The sequence below is a fragment of the Arenimonas sp. GDDSR-1 genome (genome assembly GCF_025980345.1).
Classification (GTDB): domain Bacteria; phylum Pseudomonadota; class Gammaproteobacteria; order Xanthomonadales; family Xanthomonadaceae; genus Arenimonas.
Genome location: NZ_JAPDUI010000022.1, coordinates 1 through 19,842, shown reverse-complemented (window position 1 = coordinate 19,842; position 19,842 = coordinate 1). Strand labels below are relative to the sequence as shown.

Sequence of the window (19,842 nt, the reverse complement as noted above, 5' to 3'; positions counted from 1 at the left end):
GGCCGTTCGCTTGGGGAGGGTGCTGTGGCGTATTTTCTGGTGTTGAACGGTCCGAATCTGAATCTGCTGGGGCAGCGCGAGCCGGGAATCTACGGCACGCAGACCCTGGCGCAGATCAATGACGCCCTGAAAATCCAGGCCGAAAGCGCCGGGCACCGCATCGCCTTCCTGCAGAGCAATGCCGAACACGAACTGGTCGATGCGGTTCAACAGGCACCCGCCCAGGGCGTGGATGCCATCCTGATCAATCCGGCGGCGTTCACCCACACTTCGGTCGCCTTGCGCGACGCCTTCGCGGCGGTCGGCCTGCCCTTCATCGAGGCGCACCTGTCGAATCCGCACAGCCGCGAACCGTTCCGGCAGCACTCCTATTTTTCCGATCTGGCCAAAGCCGTCATCTGCGGTTTCGGACCGGACAGTTACCGCTTTGCCCTGGCCCAGCTGATGCAATGGTTCCCCGCATCCGCCGCCGACACCCCCTGAACCCCATCCCCGAGGTCACTATGGACTTACGCAAAATCAAAGCCCTGATCGAACTGCTGGAGAAATCCAGCCTGTCCGAACTGGAAATCAAGGAAGGCGAGGAAACCGTGCGCCTGGCCCGCCACAGCGGCATGGTCGCAGCGGCCCCAGTCATCCATCATGTTCCCGCGCCGGCAGCTCCGGCCGAAGCCCCGGTACGTGCCCCGGCCGCCAGCCCCGGCCCGTCGGCCGAAGCGGTCGGCAAATCGGCCAAAACGGTGCCGGACGGACACACCGTGCGCTCGCCGATGGTCGGCACCTTCTATGCCTCGCCGAGCCCGGAGGCCGCACCCTACGTGCGCGTCGGACAGAGCGTGAAAGCCGGCGACACCATCGGCATCATCGAAGCGATGAAGATGTTCAATCCGATCGAAGCCGATGTGTCCGGCACCGTGACCGCCGTTCTGGTCCAGCCGGGCCAGGCCATCGAATTCGACGAAGCGATGTTCATCATCTCCTGAGCAGGTTGAAGCCATGTTGAAAAAAGTCGTCATCGCCAACCGCGGCGAAATCGCGTTGCGCATCCTGCGCGCCTGCCGCGCGCTCGGCATCAAGACCGTGGCCGTGCATTCCACCGTCGACCGCAACCTCAAGCACGTGGCCATGGCCGACGAATCGGTGTGCATCGGTCCAGCGCCGTCGATTGAAAGCTATCTGAACGTTCCGGCCATCATCGCCGCCGCGGAAGTGACCGACGCCGACGCCATCCATCCGGGTTACGGCTTCCTGTCCGAGAACGCCACCTTCTGCGAACGCGCCGAAGGTTCCGGCTTCATCTTCATCGGCCCCACCGCCGACGTGATCCGCATGATGGGCGACAAGGTCGAAGCCATCCGCGCCATGAAGGATGCCGGCGTGCCCTGCGTGCCCGGCTCGGGCGGACCGCTCGGCGACGACGCCATGGCCAACCTGAAAATGGCCGAAGAGATCGGTTATCCGGTCATCATCAAGGCCGCCGGCGGCGGCGGCGGACGCGGCATGCGCGTGGTGCGCGAAGCCGACAGCCTGATCACCTCGATCACCACCACGCAACAGGAAGCCAAGGCCGCGTTCAACAACGACATGGTCTACATGGAGAAATTCCTGGAGAACCCGCGCCACATCGAAATCCAGGTGCTGTCCGACGGCCAGGGCAACGCCATCCATCTGGGCGAACGCGACTGCTCGATGCAGCGCCGTCACCAGAAAGTGGTGGAAGAAGCCCCCGCGCCGGGCATCACGCCCGAGCAGCGCGCCGAGATCGGCCGCATCTGTACCGAAGCCTGCGTGCGCATCGGTTACCGCGGCGCCGGCACCTTCGAATTCCTGTACGAGAACGGCCGCTTCTACTTCATCGAAATGAACACCCGCATCCAGGTCGAACATCCGGTCACCGAGATGATCACCGGCGTCGATCTGGTGCGCGAACAGCTGCTGATCGCCTCCGGCCAGAAACTGAGCCTGACCCAGGACGACATCGTCATCCGCGGCCACGCCATCGAATGCCGCATCAATGCCGAAGACCCGGACAGCTTCCTGCCGAGCCCGGGCCTGATCAAGCATTTCCATTCGCCGGGCGGCCCGGGCGTGCGCGTCGATTCGCACATCTACGAAGGCTACAAAGTGCCGCCGAATTACGATTCGATGATCGGCAAGCTGATCGTGCACGGCAACACGCGCGAACAGGCCATTTACCGCATGCGCTGCGCGCTGTCGGAAATGATCGTGGACGGCATCAAGACCAATGTGCCGCTACAGCAGCGCATTCTGGCCGATGCCGGCTTCTTCCAGGGCGGCACCAACATCCATTACCTGGAAAAACGCCTGGCCGAACGCAAGGACAAAGGCCTCGGCCTGACCTGATGCCCTTTCTCGAGCTGTCGATCGCCTGCAAGGCCAGCGAAGAAGCGCGGGTGGAAACCGCGCTGAACGAACTCGGTGCGCTCAGCGTGTCGCTGCTGGACGCGGCCGATGCCGAAAACGAAAAAGCCATTCTCGAACCCGGCGTTGGCGAAACCCCGCTGTGGAACGACATCGTGCTGCTGGCGCTGTTCGATGCCGGCACCCACGAAGGCCTGCTGCTGCACGCCCTGGATGCCTACGACAGCGGCATCGATTGGTCCACCGCCACGTTCCGCACGGTGGAAGACCAGGACTGGGAACGGGCCTGGCTGGATCAATTCGAGCCGATGCGTTTCGGAACCCGCACCTGGATCATTCCGTGGCACCGCGAGGCGCCGCCGGAAGCGGCCGGGAGTGTCATCATCCGCCTGGATCCGGGCCTGGCCTTCGGTTCCGGCACGCACCCGACCACCGCGCTGTGCCTGCACTGGCTGGATGGTCTGGATCTGCACGGCAAGGATGTGCTCGATTTCGGCTGCGGCTCCGGCATTCTGGCGCTGGCCGCCTTGAAACTGGGCGCGGCCTCGGCCACCGGCGTCGACAACGATCCGCAGGCCCTGATCGCCACGCACGACAATGCCGAACGCAACGGTGTCGGCCGCGCGCTGCAGGTGTATCTGCCGGACGCCGAACCGCTGCGCCAGTATCCCGTGGTCGTCGCCAACATCCTGGCCTCGGCACTCATCGCCCTGCACGACACCTTGGCGGCACGCACGCAGTCCGGTGGGGTCATCGCACTGTCCGGCATCCTGAAAGGCCAGGAACACGAGGTGTTGGCGGCCTTCGCCCCGCATTTCGACGCGCTGACGGTGACCCAGCAGGATGACTGGATCCGCATCGATGGCCGCAAACGCTGATCAGCACCGCAGGCTGCTGGCCGGCACCGGCCTGTTGATGCTGGCATTGGGCCTGCAGATCATTCTGGCCAAACGCGATGAACTGGCTGAAAACCCGGCCTGGCGTCCGCTGGTCAGCCGCCTGTGTCTGCTGGCGTCCTGCCAGCTCGAGGCCTGGCGCCAACCCGAAGCTTTCGTGCCCGTGCAGCAGGCGGTCGCCGCCGACCCCGATCAGGCCGGCGTGCTGGTGGTCCAGCTGAGTTTCCGCAATGCCGCGCAGTGGCCACAGCCCTGGCCGCAGATCGAAATCCGGCTGACCGATGTCACCGGACAGGCCATCGCCATGCGCCGCTTCCGTCCGCGCGAGTACCTCAATGCCGCGCAGGACGGTGACATCAAGCCCGGGCAGACGGTGTCGGTGGAAATCGCGCTGCAGGAAACCTCCGGCAAGGCCGCCGGTTTCGCCTTCGATTTCCACTGAAGCGTTCAGGCAAGCGCGCGCGAATCGGGCTACACTACACGGCCGGAAAAATGGTCAGCACGAGCCGTAAGTGAACACCCTGCATCTCATCCACAGCACCGCCCCCGAAACCAAAACCCAACCCTGCCTGAAAGATGTCGTGGCCCGCGTGGTGCGCCGCTATCTTCAGGACATGGGCCATGCCCAGAGCAACGATCTGTATGACACCGTGCTGGCCGAAGTCGAGCCGGGACTGCTGCAGGAAGTGATGATCCATTGCCGGGGCAATCAAAGCCGCGCCGCCGAAATCCTCGGCATGAACCGCGCCACCCTGCGCAAGAAACTCAAGCAATACGCCGTTTCCGAGGGCTGATCCGGCCCCAATGCGTCACCCCGAGGGTTTATAATTAAGCCCCTTTCGGAGTGATTTATGCCCGCCATCCGCCATCCCGTCCGCCGCGCCCTGCTGTCGGTGTCCGATAAATCCGGCCTGCTGCCGCTGGCCGAAGCCCTGATCGCGCATGGCGTGCAGCTGCTGTCCACCGGCGGCACCGCCAAAGCCCTGCGCGATGCCGGCCTCGCCGTCACCGATGTCAGCCACGTGACCGGCTTTCCGGAAATCATGGACGGCCGGGTCAAAACCCTGCACCCGAAAATCCACGGCGGTCTGCTGTCGCGCGCCGGCATCGATGATGCGGTCAGCGCCGAACACGGCATCGAGGCCATCGATCTGCTGGTGGTGAACCTCTACCCGTTCGCGGCCACCGTGGCCAAGCCCGACTGCACGTACGACGACGCCATCGAGAACATCGACATCGGCGGTCCGGCCATGCTGCGCGCCGCCGCCAAGAATCACGCGCGCGTCGCGGTACTGACCGATCCGGCCGATTACGCCGGCTTCATCGCGGCGCTGGCCGAAGGCGGCAGCACCGAGGCGCAACGACGCCACTGGGCCGCAAAAACCTACGCACACACCAGCGCCTACGATGGCCAGATCACCGAATGGCTGTCCAAGCGCGCCGACAGCCCCGAAGCGCCGAAAGCCTGGCCGGCCAGTCTGCATCCGGCCTTCGCACTCGGCAGCGCCCTGCGTTATGGCGAGAATCCGCATCAGGCCGGCGCCTTGTTCGTCGAAGCCGCCGCCGGCAGCGGCATCGTCGCCACCGCCCGTTTCATCCAGGGCAAGGAACTGTCGTTCAACAACATCGCCGATGCCGACGCCGCGCTGGAATGCGTGAAAGCCTTCAGTGCCCCGGCCTGCGTCATCGTCAAGCATGCCAACCCCTGCGGTGTGGCGGTGGCCGCCAACATCGGCGATGCCTATGACCGCGCCTTCGGCACCGATCCGACCTCGGCCTTCGGCGGCATCATCGCCTTCAACCGCATGCTCGACGGCAAAACCGCAAGCACCATCGCCGAACGCCAGTTCGTCGAAGTGGTCATCGCGCCCGGCATCAGCCCGGAAGCGCAGGCCGCGTTCGCACGCAAGCCGAACGTGCGCGTGCTCGACTGCGGCGCGCTCGATGGCCATCACGGCGCGTGGGATTACAAACGCGTGGCCGGCGGCCTGCTGGTGCAGAACACCGACAGCGACACGCTGGGCATCAAGGATCTGAAAACGGTCAGCGACACCCAGCCGAGTCTGGAACAGCTGGAAGACCTGTTGTTCGCCTGGAAAGTGGCGATGTTCGTGAAATCGAACGCCATCGTGTTCGCGCGCGACCAGCGCACCATCGGCATCGGCGCCGGCCAGATGAGCCGGGTGATCAGCGCCAAGATCGCCGGCATCAAAGCCGACGACGCCGGCCTTTCCGTGCCCGGCGCGGTGATGGCGTCCGATGCGTTCTTCCCGTTCCGCGACGGCATCGACACCGCCGCCGCGGCCGGCATCCGTGCCGTCATCCAGCCCGGCGGCTCGATGCGCGACAATGAAGTCATCGACGCGGCCAATGAACACGGCATCGCCATGGTGTTCACCGGCCGCCGCCACTTCAAACACTGAGGAACCTCCATGAAAATTCTCGTGATCGGATCCGGCGGGCGCGAACACGCGCTGGCCTGGCGTTTGGCGCAGTCGCCGCGGGTCACGGAAATCCTGGTGGCGCCGGGCAATGCCGGCACCGCCCGCGAGGACAAATGCCGCAACGTCGCGGTGTCGGTCACCGACATCGACGGCCTGCTGGCCCTGGCACGCGCCGAGAACGTGGCCTTCACTCTGGTCGGCCCGGAAGCGCCGCTGGTGCTGGGCGTGGTCGATCTGTTCCAGGCCCACGGCCTGCGCATCTTCGGGCCGCGTCAGGCCGCCGCGCAGCTGGAAGGCAGCAAGGCCTTCGCCAAGGATTTTCTGGCGCGGCACGGCATTCCGACCGCGCATTACGCGGTGTTCGACAGCGAAACCGAAGCCCTGGCGCACGTCGATCACGTCGGCGCGCCGATCGTGATCAAGGCTGACGGACTGGCCGCCGGCAAAGGCGTGGTGGTGGCGATGACGCTGGAGGAAGCCAAAGCCGCGATCACCGACATGCTCGGCAACAACCAGTTCGGCGAGGCCGGCGCACGCGTGGTCATCGAGGAATTCCTGGCCGGCGAAGAAGCCAGCTTCATTTCCATGGTCGATGGCCGCACCGCCTTGCCGATGGCCACCAGTCAGGACCACAAACGCGTCGGCGACGGCGACACCGGCCCGAACACCGGCGGCATGGGTGCGTATTCGCCGGCCCCGGTGGTCACGCCGGAAGTGCATGCGCGCGTCATGCGCGAGGTCGTCGAACCGACCGTGCGCGGCATGATCAGTGACGGCATGCCGTTCACCGGATTCCTGTACGCCGGTCTGATGATCGATGCGGCCGGCGCGCCGAAAGTGATCGAATTCAATGTGCGCTTCGGCGATCCGGAAACCCAGCCGGTGATGCTGCGCCTGCAGTCCGATCTGAGCACATTGATTGAAGCCGCCATCGACGGCCGCCTGCACGCCACCCAGGCGCAGTGGGATCCGCGCCCGGCACTGGGCGTGGTGATGGCCGCCGAACACTACCCGGGCACGCCGCGCACCGGCGACGTCATCCACGGCCTCGACATCGACGCGCCGCCCGGCAGCAAGCTGTTCCATGCCGGCACCCGGCTGGAAGACGGGCAGGTACTGACCAGCGGTGGCCGCGTGCTGTGCGCCACCGCGCTCGGCAGCAGCGTGGCCGAAGCGCAGAATGCCGCCTATACCCTGGCTGATCAGATCAGCTGGCTGGGCGAGTTCCACCGCAACGACATCGGCTGGCGCGCCATCGAACGCGAGCACGGCTGAGTCGGCTATAGTGGGCCTTGGTCACCGAATCCGCGCACCATGGCCCACTCGCAATTTGAACTGCTGAAACAACGCCGCTTCCTGCCGTTCTTCCTGACGCAGGCGCTGGGCGCATTCAACGACAACGTGTTCCGCAACGCCATGCTGGCGCTGATGGTGTACCAGATGGGCCTGAGCACCGAGCAATCGACGCTTTACGCCAACCTGGCACCGGCCCTGTTCATCCTGCCCTACTTCCTGTTTTCCGCCACCGCCGGGCAGATCGCCGAGAAGGTCGAGAAGGCGCGCCTGATCCGCATCACCACCGCGATGGAAATTGCGATCATGAGTCTGGCGGCCTTCGGCTTCATCTATAGCCTGCCCGCGCTGCTGCTGTTCTGCCTGTTTCTGACCGGCGTGCAGTCCACCCTGTTCGGTCCGGTCAAATACGCCATCCTGCCGCAGGTGCTGGCGCCGGAAGAACTCACCGGCGGCAACGGCCTGGTGGAAATGGGCACCTCCATTTCGATCCTGATCGGCATGATCGCCGGCATGTCGCTGCTGATGATTCCCGGATACGGACCGCAGGCCGCGGCCGCGGCGATGATCGGTCTGGCGGTGACCGGGCATCTGGTCAGCCGCGCGATTCCGATGGCGCCGGCCATCGCGCCCGAGCTGAAAATCAATCCGAATCTCCTGGCCGAATCGCTGCACGTGCTCGGCATGGTCCGCCACCACCCGGTGGTGCGCCGCGCGGTGTTCGGCGTGTCCTGGTTCTGGTTCGTCGGCACCCTGCTCAGCGCGCAGCTGCCGAATTACGCCAAGCTGCATCTGGGCGGTTCGGAATCCCTGAACCTGATGGCGCTGGCGCTGTTCTCGATCGGCACCGGTCTGGGTTCGCTGTGGTGCGAAAAGCTCTCGCAGCGCACGGTGGAAATCGGTCTGGTGCCGTTCGGCGCGCTCGGCATGAGCGTATTCTGCGCCGATCTGTATTTCGCGAGGCCCGGACTCGCGCCGGAAACCGGCATCACTCTCGCGCAGTTCTGGCAGCAGGCCGGCAGCTTCCGGATCATGGCCGACCTGACCCTGATCGGTCTGTTCGCGGGCTTCTTCATCGTGCCGCTGTTCGCGCTGATCCAGAGCCGCACCGAGAAACACCATCTGTCGCGCGTCATCGCCGGCATGAACATCCAGAACGCGGTGTTCATCGTGTCGGCGGCGGCCACCGGCATCGTGCTGCAGCGCTATCTCGGTTTCAACATTCCGGAAGTGTTCCTGCTGCTGTCGGTGCTGAATCTGGCCGTGCTGGTGTACCTGATGCTGCTGGTGCCGGAATTCTTCCTGCGCTTTCTGGCCTGGATCTACATCCGCATCCTGTACCGGATCGAGGTGCACGGCATCGAGAAAAACGTACCGGATGAGGGCCCGGCCCTGCTGGTGTGCAATCACGTCAGTTACATGGATGCCCTGCTGCTGAGCAGCGCGGTGCCGCGTCCGATCCGCTTCGTGATGTATTACAAAATCTTCAATACGCCCGGCGCGCGCTGGGCGTTCAAAGCCGCCAACGCCATTCCGATTGCCGGCCGCAGCGAAGATCCGGAACTGATGGAGCGCGCCTTCGCGGAAGTCGACAAAGCGCTGGCCGACGGCGAGTTGGTCTGCATTTTTCCCGAGGGCCGCCTGACCCCGGACGGCGAGATCGGCCCGTTCAAGCCCGGCATGGAACGCATTCTGGCCGCGCGTCCGGTGCCGGTGGTGCCGATGGCGATCCGCGGCATGTGGGCCAGCATCTTCAGCCGCAGCGGCGTGATCAACACCCTGCGCCTGCCCAGCCGCATCCGCGCACATGTGACCGTGTTGGCCGAAGCGCCGGTGGACGGCGCCAGCGCGACGGCGGCGGACCTTGAGGAAAAAGTGAAAGCCATGCGCGGCGAGTGGGCCTAGCCGTTCATCGCAGCGTGTTAAGCTGAGTGCACAAGGGTAAGGGGAATCCTGATGGCGGAACCGACGATTCAAGATCATTTGGCCATGGCCACCGCCATCGTGGGTTTCATCACCCTGCTCGGCGGTACCTGGGCACGGCTGGCGGCGTGGACCGAGCAGCGCAGCATCAAAGCCAAATTCCAGGACGAAATCGGTCTGGCCGAGCGCCGCATCGCCTTTCTCGGCACCTGGGTCAAAGCCCAGGAAGCGGTCTGCACGCCGGAGCGCTTCGCCGAGGTCAAGCAGGAGTCCGCGCGCGAACTCGACGAGCTGCGGCGCAAACTGACCGAATTCATGCAGCAGGCCGATGCGCGCAAAGACAAGGTCAGTGCCGGGAAATCGGTACGCCGCATGTTCCTGCTGTTCCTGCCGCACAACCTGGGCGGCTGGATCTGCCATCTGCTGTTTTACGGGCTGGTGCTGTTCGTGCTGCTGTTCACGCTGCAGCCGCCGGGCATTGACATCGAAACCGGCCAGATGGAAACCTGGGGCCAGTGGCTGGAACTCCAGCTGGTGGTGAACATCGTGTTCGCGATTCCGATTCTGGTGGTGCGCAGCCTGGCGATCCGCTTCTACCGCAAGCGCGACTGAACCGCGTCAGTTGACCAGACCGGCCAGCACGAACACGGCCAGCACCGCCAGCCACAGCAGCAGCATGCGCCAGGCCAGACTCATGGCATCGCGCAGTTCCAGCAGCGCCGGAGCCGAGGACGGACCGTCGTCGGCATCGGCCGCTTCCTCGGCCAGCTCCGAGGCCACGCTGGCATGCGCCGCGGCGGACAGAAACGAATAATCCAGACGCGGGCCGCCATCGGCGTACCAATCACGCCAGACCTGCACGACTTTGTCGAAATTGGCGGCCAGCGCCATGGCCAGGGTCATCAGATGCGCCGGCAGACAGTGCGCGGCATTGAGGGTTTTTCCGGCGGCTTCGCGCAGCCCCTCCGGCAGGGCACGGTCATGTTTGTGATGCACCAGCAGATACAGCAGGCGGTAGGCCAGCGCGCCGCCCGGGCCGAGCAGCAGGAACCAGAACAGCACCGCGAACCAGCGCGTCAGCGCGTTTTCGAACACCGCCGCGACCGCCACCGGACCTTCCAGAGACACCGGCTGACCTTCTTCATACAGCGCGGCGGCGGCGCGTTCTTTCGCCTCCAGACCTTCGGCATCTATGATCGCCTGCACATCCAGATCGAGATCGCGCGGACCCCAGGTGTACAGCATGGCGGCCAGCGCCACCAGAAAGGCGAAGATGCCGTCCAGCCAGCCGACCAGCAGCGCAACCACCAGGGCCGGCAGGCCGACGCACAGAAACACCCCGGCATAGGCGTGCCACGGCGAGGGCCCGGATTCTGCACGGCAGGCGATGTCCAGCCAGCGCTCGAACCAGGTGAAATCGCGCCAGCGGCTGACCTGCGGCAGGACATGGCCGATCAACAATGCTGCCACTACCGCCATTACCGTCCAGGTCATGCGCGCCCCCTTGTCAGGCTGTAGTATGCCAAAATTCGGCCAGCGCGGAATCGGCCTGCAGCCAGCGCATGATCAGATACCGCGAAATCGACAGCGGGTCGGGCAAACTCAGTTCACCGGCGGCGACCAGGGCGTTCAGTTCGTCCCTGCTGAACCAGCGCGCGGCCTGCAGTTCATCGCTGATGTGGATGGCCTGCATCGGCGCGTAGGCATCGTAGCCGATCATCAGCGCCATCGGCATCGGCCAGGGCTGCGAGGCGACATAACGCACGCGTTCGACACGCACGCCGGATTCTTCCCAAACCTCGCGCACCACGGTCTGCTCGGGCGTTTCGCCGGGCTCGACGAAACCGGCCAGCAACGACCAGCGTTTCTCCGGCCAGGCCGCCTGCCGGCCGAGCAGAAGATGCTCGCCGTCGCTGACGCACATGATGGTGGCCGGATGCGTCTGCGGATAACTGGCCAGACCACAGCTGCCGCAAACCGCGCTGTAGCCGGCGGTTTTCAGATCAAGCAGGCCGCCGCAGCGGCCACAGAATTTACTCTGGGTCTGCCAATGCAAAATGGCTTTGGCCTGGGCGAAGATGGCGGCATCCTTTTCCGGCCATTCCACGGCGGCGGCGCGGATGCCGATCACTTCCTGCGGCGCATGCGCGACCGCGTCCAGCGGCAACGCGAAATACGACTGACCGGCATCGAAACCCAGCAGGGTGGCCGATTCCGGACGGCGCAAAGAAACCCGGGTGGCGGGATAGTAAATTTCAGAAGCGCTGTAACAGCAGGCTTCGCCTTTTTCGTTCAGCACCAACAGACGCGCGTCCGCCCAAGCCGCATCCAGCTCGGCCGGATGCGTGCGCATCGGTTCGGCGCGGTCCAGGCCGGTGTGACGGAAGGCGAAATCGGGAAGGGGCATCAGGCCGAGAAACTGCTGCCGCAACCGCAGGTGGTCTTGGCGTTGGGATTGCGGATGACGAACTGCGAGCCCTGCAGGCTTTCGCGGTAATCCACTTCGGCGCCCATCAGGTACTGCAGGCTGAGCGGATCGACGATCAGGGTCACGCCATCGCGCTGCACCGCCAGATCATCGGCCTCGGCCTGTTCGTCGAAACTGAAGCCGTACTGGAAGCCGGAGCAGCCGCCCCCGCTGATGTACACGCGCAGTTTCAGTTCCGGATTGGCTTCCTCGGCGATCAGGCTGGCGACCTTGGCCGCAGCCGAAGCGGTCAGGCTCAGCGGGGTGGCAACGGTTTGGTAGGTCGGTTCGCTCATGGGCTTCGCCTTGTAAGGATTAATCGGCCGGCTGCTGGTGGATCAACTGGCCGCTGACGGTGGCGCCGGCGGTGATTTCAATCAACCGGTAATGGATATTGCCCTGGATATGGGCGGTTTCGGTCAATTCAATGCGCTCGCGGCTGTGGATGTCGCCGGTCAGCCGGCCGGAAATGACCGCCTTCGGCGCGCTGATGCTGCCCTCGATGACGCCGCCCTGGGCCAGGGTCAGCAGCGAATCGGCGCCGTCTTCGGCGATCACCTTGCCGAGCACTTTGCCCTCGATGTACAGCCCGCCCGAGAACAGCAGATCGCCCTGGATCACCACGTGGCGGCCGATCAGGGTTTCCACATTGTCCGATCCGTTCGCGGACAGTTTTGTTTTTTTACTTCCCAACATGCTTTTGACGCTCCATCACGAGATTGAATGAAAAATTAAATTTCCGGCGCTGCGGCCGGACGGCTGACCGTCCAGTCGAAACGCTGTTCCTGTTTGCCGAAGCCGCCGCTGACGCTGACCCGGACCCGCTGCGGGGTGAAGCCGGCCGGCAGCATCACATCGCCCTCGATCTGCTGGAAATAGCGGAAGGAAAAGGCCTGCGCCGGCGCCTCCGGTTTCTGCAGCAGCTGCGGCCACTCCACGCTCTTGAGTTTGCCGCCGGACACGCCGTCCACCGCGAAGCGCATCTGGCCCGAGGTCATGCCGCCGCGGTTGATGTTCTGGGTCAGGGTGATGGTGTAGTGCCAGGCATTGCCGGCGCCGGGCGTGAACTCGGCGTTATGCACGCTCAGCCCGTGCCGGCGGCCGCCGGAGCCGACCAGGCGCTCGTAGAAATCCATATCGGCCTTGAGCCCGGCGATCTGCTCGTCCTTCTCGGCCAGCGATTCCTGGATCTGGGTGTTGGCGCTGCGGGTGATGAACTCGGCGCGCTTGGCGTTGGTCAGTTCCTGCTTCAGGCGCGTCTCGCTGTCTTTCAGCGCTTCGGCCTGGCGCACGGCCGCATCGCGCTGCGCGCGCAACTGGCCGGCATCGGTGTGCAGGCCGCGCCAGAACAGTCCGATCCAGGCCACGGCCATCACCAGCCAGAGCCCGCCCAGCACGAGACCCAGCCCCTTGAAACGGGGCGATTGGCTGACAATGGAAAACCGCGGCAGATCTTTGTTTTGCACCGCCATGGCGGCGACTCCCGGCGCAGACGACGAGCTGTATTATAGCGGTTCCCACACCGCCCGGCCGGGAATGCCGGAGCGGCTGACAGGCGCTTGATTTTGCGTGCATAATAGCCTGTGATGGCGCGTTTGACGGCCGGTCACTCAGACCGCCGCGGAATGCGCGCAAACGGACAACGGCACGCCGCAGATGATCGATCTCCAAAACCCTGCTCCCGCAGCAACGCTCGGCCTTCCGGCACGGATCGCCGCGTATCGGGCTTCGCGCTGGGATCTGAACGCGCTCTGGCAGCTGCGCGAAGACGTGCGCACCCGGCTGCGGGTCGGCGCCCATGCCGATGCCGCGCCCCTGCAGGGCCTCGACGGCCTGCTCAGCGCCTGTCTGGCGGCCGGCACCCTGCCCTCGGATGAACAGGCCGCGCAACTGCAGGCATTCGGCGATGCCGCCGCGCCGGCGGCGGTCAAAGCCGTGGCAAAGGCGCCGGCGCTGGCCGAATGGCAGGCCCCGGTGCCGCTCAGCACCAGTGCCGAAAGCCGCTTCGAAACCCCGCCGATCGCCTATTGGCGGCAATGGTCGGAAGGCGCCGAAGCGCCGGTTCCGGTCAGCACCGATTCTCCCAAACCCCCTCCCGCAGCCGATGCTGCGGCCCCTGCTAGGATGGCTCCCATGAACGACACCTCGAAACCCGCGGCCGAGACCAGCTTCCGCAACCAGCGCATCTACCACCTCACCAAGCACGGCACCCTGGCGCAGGAGATCCACCTGCAGCTGGAGCAGGCCGGCGTCGATCTGGAGCTGCTGGACAGCGCGGAAGAACTCTCTGAACTGCTGCAGGCGCTGCCGGCCGATCTGCTGCTGATCGATGCCGAATTCGCCGACGACGTGCTGCGCCTCGGCGGCATGATCGGCGATTACCGGCGCCAGCATCCGAAGTACCTGACCGCCGTGCAGCTGCTGCCGGCCGACAGCGAAGCCGATGCCGGCGACGAGCGCTTCGCGATGATGGACGCGGTGATCAGCGGCAATGCCGACGCGCGCGGCGTGGTCGCGCGCATCGACCAGATCCTGCGCTTCGGCAAGACCGAGCGCTACCGGGTGATGATCGTCGAAGACGACCGCTCGCAGGCGATGTTCGCCGAAGGCATCCTGCGCAATGCCGAAATCAGCACCAAGGTGCTGCTGGAAGCCGACAACCTGATCGGCCACATCGAATCGTTCAAACCCGATCTGATCCTGATGGATCTGAACATGCCGAAAGCCAGCGGCATCGAACTGACCGAAATCATCCGGCAGTCCGAACAGTTCCAGAACATCCCGATCGTGTTCCTGTCCGGCGAATCCGATGAAGAGCGCCAGATGGACGCGCTGGAAGCCGGCGGCGACGACTTCCTGAGCAAGCCGATCCGTCCGCGCCGGCTGATCGCGGCGGTGCAGAACCGCATCAAACGCCACCGTGCCCTGCGCGGCGACGCCGGCGCTGCGGCGAAAGACACCGGCCTGATCCGGCGCACCGACATGCTGAACCTGCTCGAGCAGCGCATCGAACGCGACGGCCAGGCCCTGTTCTTCATCGAACTCAACGGCATCAATCTGCTCAAGGACCGCCTCGGCCTGAGCGCCCTCGAGAACCTGCTGCGCGAATTCTCCGCGTTCCTGGCCGGCATCGGCCAGCCGGCACCGGTGGCGCGCTTCGGCGACGGCGCCTTCGCGCTGCTGTACCAGGGCGACACCGGCGAAGCCGCGATGACGGCGCAGGCGGCCAAGCTGCGCGAACGCATCATGGCGCAGAAGTTCGAAATCCAGGGCCAGGGGGTCGAGTTCCGCGCCCACATCGGCGTCTGCGCGTTCGAACACGGCAAAGGCAGCACCGACATCCTGATCAACGCCGCCGAACGCACCGCCCGCGCCGCGCGCAGCGCACCCGGCGGCGTGGTGGTGTACCGGCCGCAGTCGAGTGCGGAAGTGGAGCGCGAGGAAGCCATCATCGCGCTGCTGGCCAACGCCGACAGCAACGGCTGCCTGTCGCATCTGTACCAGCCGATCGTGGCCGTGGCCGGCGGCGCGGAAAAGCAGTTCCAGTCCCTGCTGCGCCTGACCGACGGCAACGGCGCCATCGTGCCGGCCACCGAGTTCATCCACATCGCCGAGAAAAGCAATCTGATCATCGCGCTCGACCGCTGGTCGATGACCAAAGCGGTGGCCACCATCAGCGAACGCGCCGCCGCCGGCGACCAGATCAAGCTGTTCGTCAACCAGTCCAACATCACCCTGCTCGATGAAAGCCAGCCGGTCTGGCTGCGCAACCTGCTGAAAGCCTACGGCATCCCGGAAAACAGCCTGGTCATCGAAATCAACCACAACGACGCCCTGCTCAACCAGCAGTCGATCAAGGACCTGTGCCAGGGCCTGAGCGCCGACGGCGTGCAGTTCTGCCTGAGCCGCTACAACCCGCGCAACGACGAACCCGATCTGCTCGGCAGCCTGCCGATCAGTTACGTCAAGCTGGCCAACCGGCTGACCGCCGAGCTCGGCAACCAGGACGCGCGCGACCAGGTCAAAGCGCTGGCCGACAACGCGCACCGGCGCGGCGTGGAAGTCATCGGCCACTGCGTGGAAGACGCGCAGAGCGCGGCCGCGCTGTGGATGAGCGGCATCGATTTCATCCAGGGCAATCTGGTGCATTCGGCCGACAGCAGCCTCGAGTTCGGTTTCGACCAGTCGGTGCTGTAGATGAACGATCAGGACGAGCGCCCGCAACAGTCCACCCTGATCCGCTGGCTGGCCCTGGCGTCGGCGGCCGGCGCGGCGATTTCCTCGGGCATCAGCCTGTGGCTGAACGATTCGGTCTGGCTCAACGTCTCGGTCATTTCCTCGCTGCTGACCGTGTCGTTCGTGGCCGCGCTCTGGCACCGCATCGAAAGCCACCACAGCCGCATCGCGCAGACCGAAATCAACACCGAGCAGCACCTGCAGGAAGTGACCGGGCTGCGCACCGAACTGGAAAAGCAGCGCAGTCTGGAATTCGAGCTGAAGAAATCCAAGCTGGCGGCCGAAGCCGCGGCCATGGCCAAGAGCGAATTCCTGGCCACCATGAGCCATGAAATCCGCACGCCGCTGAACGGCATCATCCCGATGCTCGATCTGCTGTCGACCACGCCGCTGGAAAAGGACCAATCCGACATCCTGAGCACCGCGCGCAGTTCGGCCGGGCAGATGAAGCGCATCGTCGACGACATCCTCGACTACTCGAAACTGGAAGCCAACAAGCTGCAGCTGGAAACCACCGGCATGAACCTGCGCGATGTGGTCAATTCCGTGGTGCGCATGTTCCAGAACCAGGCCGACGCCAAGCATCTGGCCATCCAGGTCCATCTGGATCCTTCGCTGCGTCTGGCCGTGCGCGGCGATCCGGTGCGCCTGCGCCAGGTGCTGAGCAATCTGCTCAGCAACGCCATCAAATTCACCGACAAGGGCACGCTGACCCTCTCGGTCAAGGCCAAATCGGAAACCCGCCAGCACCACATCCTGCGTTTCGAAGTGAAGGACACCGGCATCGGCATCTCGCCGGAGAACGCCGGCAGCCTGTTCAAGCCGTTCAGCCAGGCCGATGCCTCGACCACCCGGCTGTACGGCGGCACCGGCCTCGGGCTGGTGATCTGCAAACGCATCATTGATCTGATGGCCGGCCAGATCGGCGTCGATTCCCAGCCCGGCGCCGGCTCGACGTTCTGGTTCGAGATTCCGATGCTCAAAGCGGTCGGCGACAGCCACGGCCTGGCCACCGAACTGAAGAACGCCAACGTGCTGCTGTTCTCCAGCGATCCGATCCTGACCGGCAAGATCGAGAAAGCCAACATCAATGCCGGCGCGCAGCTCAATGTGGCCGGCACCGTGTTCGAAGCGCAGCGCATCCTCAAGGAATCGGTCGCGGTCGGCAGCACGTCCGATCTCGATCTGCTGGTCATCGACGTCAGCTCCGGCCGGCAGAGCGCATTGCAGCTGCAGAAGAGCCTGCTGGCCGATTCCGAATTCGCTCGCCTGCGCATCGCCATGCTGCAGTCGGTGGAAGGCCCGGCGCTGGAACTGGACAAAACCCCGCGCCGGCGGGTGATCGCGCGCAACACCGACATGTCGACCCTGTTCGCCGAACTGAACCGCCTGCTGGCCAGCACCGCCAGCGAACTGCAGCCGCCCGGCCCGCACGAGCAGAAACCGGCGGTCAACATCCTGCCGGCCGATCTGCTGTTCGTGCCCGGCCAATCGCGCGGCCTGGTGCTGCTGGTGGAAGACAACCCGGTCAACCTGCTGGTGGCGCAGCGCCTGATCCAGATCTGCAACTTCGACTGCCTGAGCGCCGAGAACGGCGAGATCGCCATCGACATGCTGCAGCAGAATCCCGATTTCGACCTGGTGCTGATGGACTGCCAGATGCCGGTGATGGACGGCTACCGGGCCACCCAGACCTGGCGCCGGATTGAAGCGGAAAAATCGCTGCCGCGCCTGCCGATCATCGCGATGACCGCCAACGCCATGGCCGAAGACCGCCAGCGCTGCCTGGATGCCGGCATGGACGATTACCTGTCGAAACCGGTCGACCGCAAACTGCTGGAGCAGGTGATGATGAAATGGATGACGCGGCACAGCGAAGCGCCGCCGGTGGAAAGCAAAGCACCGGCACCGGCCGCGCCCGAAGCAGCGCCGCCAGCGGCCGCCGCTCAGAGTCCGGCCCTGGACATGGAAATCGTCGAAGACCTGCAGGAAATGATGGGCAGCGATTACCAGAGCCTGATCCGCATCTATCTGGAAGACAGCCCGAAACTGATCGGGCAGATCCAGAGCGCGCTCGACAACCGCGATTGCACCGCGCTGGTGGCGCCGGCGCATACGCTGAAATCATCCAGCGCCAATCTGGGCGCCATGGCCCTGTCCGATATCGCCAAGACCATCGAGAAAAGCGCGCGCAGCGGCGACATCGACACCCCGCTGCAGGCCGGCGCCGGCATTGCCGCGGAATTCGAACGGGTGCGGGCGGCCTTGGCCGCCATCATCGCCTGATCAGGCCGGCTTGCGCGCCTGGCGTTCGGCCCGGCCGCGGGCATCGCGTGCGATTTTCCGGGTGCGCAGGTTTTCCAGCAGACGATCGCCAACCTGACGCGGCACGCCGGCCTCGCCGGCCAGTTCGCGCGCCAAGGGCGACAGCAACTGCAGAGCCTGCACGTACACTTCGCGCTTGAAGTGCACCACGTTCTCGCCCGGATACCAGAAATCGACCCAGCGCCAGTCATCGAACTCGGGCGTGTCGGTCGCGTCCAGGCGCACCTGCGATTCATCGGCATTGAGCTTGAGCAGGAACCAGACCTGCTTCTGGCCGATGCACACCGGCTTGGTGTGGTTGCGGATGCTGCGCCGCGGCAGGCGGTAACGCAGCCAACCGGGCGTGGCGCCGAGCACATCGACATGATGCGACTGCAGGCCGGTTTCTTCTTCCAGCTCGCGGTACATGGCTTCCAGCGGGGTTTCGTCGGTGTTCATGCCGCCCTGCGGGAATTGCCAACCATCCCGGTTGACCCTGCGGGCCCAGAACACCATGCCGTCGGCACGCATCAGGATGATGCCGACATTGGGGCGGTAACCGTCCGGATCTATCACGGCCGGAACTCCAGAAAATTCTACTGCCTGTAAGACTGCCACAGCGCGTGGCAATCCACAAGCGCGGCGCTTACTGGCCGCTGTTGGCCAGCACCTCGGCGGCGGCGCCGACGATCAGCGGATCGGGCGCGCAGGCCACGGCCGGATCCTTGCCCGGATACGGCAGCGTGCTCAGGAAGTGGCGCATGCAGTTGATGCGGGCGCGCTTCTTGTCGTCCGACTTGACCACCACCCAGGGCGCATCGGCGGTGTCGGTGTGGAAGAACATCGCTTCCTTGGCTTCGGTGTAGGCATCCCATTTGTCGAGCGACTGGATGTCGATCGGCGACAGCTTCCAGTGCTTGAGCGGATCGCTGCGGCGCGAATTGAAGCGGCGCATCTGTTCGTCGCGGCTGACCGAGAACCAGTATTTGTACAGGCGGATGCCGCTGCGCACCAGCATGCGCTCGAACTCCGGCGCCTCGCGCAGGAATTCCAGATAATCGGCCGGGCTGCAGAAATCCATGACCCGCTCCACGCCGGCGCGGTTGTACCAGCTGCGGTCGAAGAACACCAGCTCGCCGTAGGTCGGCAGATGCCGGGTGTAGCGCTGCAGATACCACTGGCCGACCTCTTCCTGGTTCGGTTTTTCCAGCGCCACCACGCGCGCGCCACGCGGGTTCAGGTGTTCGGTGAAGCGCTTGATGGTGCCGCCCTTGCCGGCCGCGTCGCGGCCTTCGAACAGCAGCACGATGCGCTGGCCGGTGTCTTTCACCCAGTTCTGCACTTTCAGCAGCTCGATCTGCAGCTTCTTCTTTTCCGCCTCGTATTCCTTGCGCTGGATGCGGTGGCGGTACGGGTAGCTGTCCGGCAGCGGCGCGTTACTGCTGTCTTCCCCGCTGTCCGGCAGGCGCTGCATGCGTTTGGCCGCATCCGGCGAGATGCCCAGGCCTTCGGCGGAAATGCCCAGCGGCGGCACCGCCGGTTTCGGATGCGCCTGCGCCCACTTCACCGCTTCGGCCTGCGCCATGGCGGCGGCCACCGCGGTGTTCACATCGAACGGGCCTTTGCCATTGGGTTTGCGGCGATCCACCGATTGCGCCACCGCCGCTTTGCGGCTCGCGGCTTTCCTGGCCGGGGCGGCTTTTTTCACCGGCGCGGTTTTGGCGGTTTTCTTGGCGGCCGGTTTGCGGGCGGCGGATACGGAACGGGAACGCTTCACGGCCATGGCTTGCCTCATTCTATGGGTACCCCGCCAGTCTGCACCGGAATGGCGGCCCGTGTCTTGATTCACCTCAAGCCCTGCGCCGCGCCTTGCTTTGGCCGGGGTTCAGCCAAATCA

At 65.0% G+C, this 19,842-nt stretch carries 18 protein-coding genes and 1 pseudogene; 12 read left to right on the top strand and 7 right to left on the bottom strand.

Going from position 1 to position 19,842, the window contains the following annotated elements:
- Positions 1-24: 24 nt before the first annotated feature.
- The 10 genes from aroQ (at position 25) to Q0W88_RS05410 (ending at position 9,550) form a co-directional block, all read left to right on the top strand.
- Positions 25-483: a type II 3-dehydroquinate dehydratase gene (gene aroQ, locus Q0W88_RS05455; RefSeq protein ID WP_297800887.1), complete on the top strand. Its 459-nt coding sequence runs from the start codon at positions 25-27 to the stop codon at positions 481-483.
- A gap of 20 nt (positions 484-503) precedes the next feature.
- Positions 504-983: an acetyl-CoA carboxylase biotin carboxyl carrier protein gene (gene accB, locus Q0W88_RS05450; RefSeq protein WP_297800885.1), complete on the top strand. Its 480-nt coding sequence runs from the start codon at positions 504-506 to the stop codon at positions 981-983.
- Between the two features lie 13 nt (positions 984-996).
- Complete coding sequence (gene accC / locus Q0W88_RS05445; RefSeq protein ID WP_297800882.1) at positions 997-2,364, top strand: acetyl-CoA carboxylase biotin carboxylase subunit; 1,368 nt, start codon at positions 997-999, stop codon at positions 2,362-2,364.
- Entirely contained in the window at positions 2,364-3,260 is an 897-nt protein-coding gene (prmA, locus tag Q0W88_RS05440; RefSeq protein WP_297800880.1) for a 50S ribosomal protein L11 methyltransferase, read from the top strand. Before accC ends, prmA begins: the two co-directional genes overlap by 1 nt.
- A complete protein-coding gene (locus tag Q0W88_RS05435; protein ID WP_297800878.1) occupies positions 3,244-3,720 on the top strand; it encodes a DUF3426 domain-containing protein in 477 nt (158 codons plus the stop codon). Before prmA ends, Q0W88_RS05435 begins: the two co-directional genes overlap by 17 nt.
- 79 nt (positions 3,721-3,799) lie before the next feature.
- Complete coding sequence (gene fis / locus Q0W88_RS05430; RefSeq protein ID WP_297800912.1) at positions 3,800-4,072, top strand: DNA-binding transcriptional regulator Fis; 273 nt, start codon at positions 3,800-3,802, stop codon at positions 4,070-4,072.
- 57 nt (positions 4,073-4,129) lie between these two features.
- Complete coding sequence (gene purH / locus Q0W88_RS05425; RefSeq protein ID WP_297800876.1) at positions 4,130-5,701, top strand: bifunctional phosphoribosylaminoimidazolecarboxamide formyltransferase/IMP cyclohydrolase; 1,572 nt, start codon at positions 4,130-4,132, stop codon at positions 5,699-5,701.
- 9 nt (positions 5,702-5,710) lie between these two features.
- Positions 5,711-6,997: a phosphoribosylamine--glycine ligase gene (gene purD / locus Q0W88_RS05420; protein ID WP_297800874.1), complete on the top strand. Its 1,287-nt coding sequence runs from the start codon at positions 5,711-5,713 to the stop codon at positions 6,995-6,997.
- A gap of 39 nt (positions 6,998-7,036) precedes the next feature.
- Positions 7,037-8,920 (top strand): MFS transporter, encoded by a 1,884-nt coding sequence (locus Q0W88_RS05415; RefSeq protein WP_297800872.1) that lies wholly within the window; start codon positions 7,037-7,039, stop codon positions 8,918-8,920.
- Between the two features lie 51 nt (positions 8,921-8,971).
- A complete protein-coding gene (locus Q0W88_RS05410; RefSeq protein ID WP_297800870.1) occupies positions 8,972-9,550 on the top strand; it encodes a hypothetical protein in 579 nt (192 codons plus the stop codon).
- Between the two features lie 6 nt (positions 9,551-9,556).
- Here Q0W88_RS05410 and Q0W88_RS05405 read toward each other — a convergent pair whose 3' ends face one another.
- The 5 genes and pseudogenes from Q0W88_RS05405 to Q0W88_RS05385 form a co-directional block, all read right to left on the bottom strand.
- Positions 9,557-10,432, bottom strand: a complete 876-nt coding sequence (locus Q0W88_RS05405; protein WP_297800868.1) for a hypothetical protein — start codon at positions 10,430-10,432, stop codon at positions 9,557-9,559.
- Between the two features lie 13 nt (positions 10,433-10,445).
- Positions 10,446-11,345, bottom strand: coding sequence for an NAD(+) diphosphatase (gene nudC / locus Q0W88_RS05400; RefSeq protein WP_297800866.1), 900 nt, complete (start codon positions 11,343-11,345; stop codon positions 10,446-10,448).
- Positions 11,345-11,701 (bottom strand): iron-sulfur cluster insertion protein ErpA, encoded by a 357-nt coding sequence (erpA, locus tag Q0W88_RS05395; protein ID WP_297800864.1) that lies wholly within the window; start codon positions 11,699-11,701, stop codon positions 11,345-11,347. The genes nudC and erpA overlap by 1 nt, the downstream gene beginning before the upstream one ends.
- Before the next feature lie 37 nt (positions 11,702-11,738).
- Positions 11,739-12,101, bottom strand: a pseudogene (locus Q0W88_RS05390) (polymer-forming cytoskeletal protein); the annotation flags it as partial.
- A gap of 35 nt (positions 12,102-12,136) precedes the next feature.
- On the bottom strand, positions 12,137-12,877 hold the full coding sequence (locus Q0W88_RS05385) for a DUF6776 family protein (protein ID WP_297800862.1): 741 nt from the start codon (positions 12,875-12,877) through the stop codon (positions 12,137-12,139).
- A 184-nt stretch (positions 12,878-13,061) separates the two neighbouring features.
- Between Q0W88_RS05385 and Q0W88_RS05380 the strand changes: the two genes are divergently transcribed.
- Together Q0W88_RS05380 and Q0W88_RS05375 are read left to right on the top strand one after the other, a co-directional pair.
- Positions 13,062-15,602 (top strand): EAL domain-containing protein, encoded by a 2,541-nt coding sequence (locus tag Q0W88_RS05380; protein WP_297800860.1) that lies wholly within the window; start codon positions 13,062-13,064, stop codon positions 15,600-15,602.
- Positions 15,603-17,927: an ATP-binding protein gene (locus Q0W88_RS05375; protein ID WP_297800858.1), complete on the top strand. Its 2,325-nt coding sequence runs from the start codon at positions 15,603-15,605 to the stop codon at positions 17,925-17,927.
- Here the strand turns inward: Q0W88_RS05375 and Q0W88_RS05370 are convergent, their stop codons facing one another.
- Both Q0W88_RS05370 and ppk2 read right to left on the bottom strand, forming a co-directional pair.
- Complete coding sequence (locus Q0W88_RS05370) at positions 17,928-18,521, bottom strand: RNA pyrophosphohydrolase (RefSeq protein WP_297800856.1); 594 nt, start codon at positions 18,519-18,521, stop codon at positions 17,928-17,930.
- Between the two features lie 70 nt (positions 18,522-18,591).
- Positions 18,592-19,728 carry a polyphosphate kinase 2 gene (ppk2, locus tag Q0W88_RS05365; protein ID WP_297800854.1) on the bottom strand — a complete coding sequence of 379 codons (1,137 nt, stop codon included), beginning with the start codon at positions 19,726-19,728 and terminating at the stop codon, positions 18,592-18,594.
- Between the last annotated feature and the right edge of the window lie 114 nt (positions 19,729-19,842).

Bases quoted from the DNA above. Each gene is read 5' to 3' on its own strand.
- Q0W88_RS05415 (WP_297800872.1), top strand. From the start codon at position 7,037: ATGGCCCACTCGCAATTTGAACTGCTGAAACAACGCCGCTTCCTGCCG.
- nudC (WP_297800866.1), bottom strand. From the start codon at position 11,345: ATGCCCCTTCCCGATTTCGCCTTCCGTCACACCGGCCTGGACCGCGCC.
- purD (WP_297800874.1), top strand. From the start codon at position 5,711: ATGAAAATTCTCGTGATCGGATCCGGCGGGCGCGAACACGCGCTGGCC.
- prmA (WP_297800880.1), top strand. From the start codon at position 2,364: ATGCCCTTTCTCGAGCTGTCGATCGCCTGCAAGGCCAGCGAAGAAGCG.
- purH (WP_297800876.1), top strand. From the start codon at position 4,130: ATGCCCGCCATCCGCCATCCCGTCCGCCGCGCCCTGCTGTCGGTGTCC.
- Q0W88_RS05375 (WP_297800858.1), top strand. From the start codon at position 15,603: ATGAACGATCAGGACGAGCGCCCGCAACAGTCCACCCTGATCCGCTGG.
- accB (WP_297800885.1), top strand. From the start codon at position 504: ATGGACTTACGCAAAATCAAAGCCCTGATCGAACTGCTGGAGAAATCC.
- Q0W88_RS05410 (WP_297800870.1), top strand. From the start codon at position 8,972: ATGGCGGAACCGACGATTCAAGATCATTTGGCCATGGCCACCGCCATC.
- Q0W88_RS05385 (WP_297800862.1), bottom strand. From the start codon at position 12,877: ATGGCGGTGCAAAACAAAGATCTGCCGCGGTTTTCCATTGTCAGCCAA.
- ppk2 (WP_297800854.1), bottom strand. From the start codon at position 19,728: ATGGCCGTGAAGCGTTCCCGTTCCGTATCCGCCGCCCGCAAACCGGCC.
- Q0W88_RS05435 (WP_297800878.1), top strand. From the start codon at position 3,244: ATGGCCGCAAACGCTGATCAGCACCGCAGGCTGCTGGCCGGCACCGGC.
- erpA (WP_297800864.1), bottom strand. From the start codon at position 11,701: ATGAGCGAACCGACCTACCAAACCGTTGCCACCCCGCTGAGCCTGACC.
- Q0W88_RS05380 (WP_297800860.1), top strand. From the start codon at position 13,062: ATGATCGATCTCCAAAACCCTGCTCCCGCAGCAACGCTCGGCCTTCCG.
- Q0W88_RS05405 (WP_297800868.1), bottom strand. From the start codon at position 10,432: ATGACCTGGACGGTAATGGCGGTAGTGGCAGCATTGTTGATCGGCCAT.
- accC (WP_297800882.1), top strand. From the start codon at position 997: ATGTTGAAAAAAGTCGTCATCGCCAACCGCGGCGAAATCGCGTTGCGC.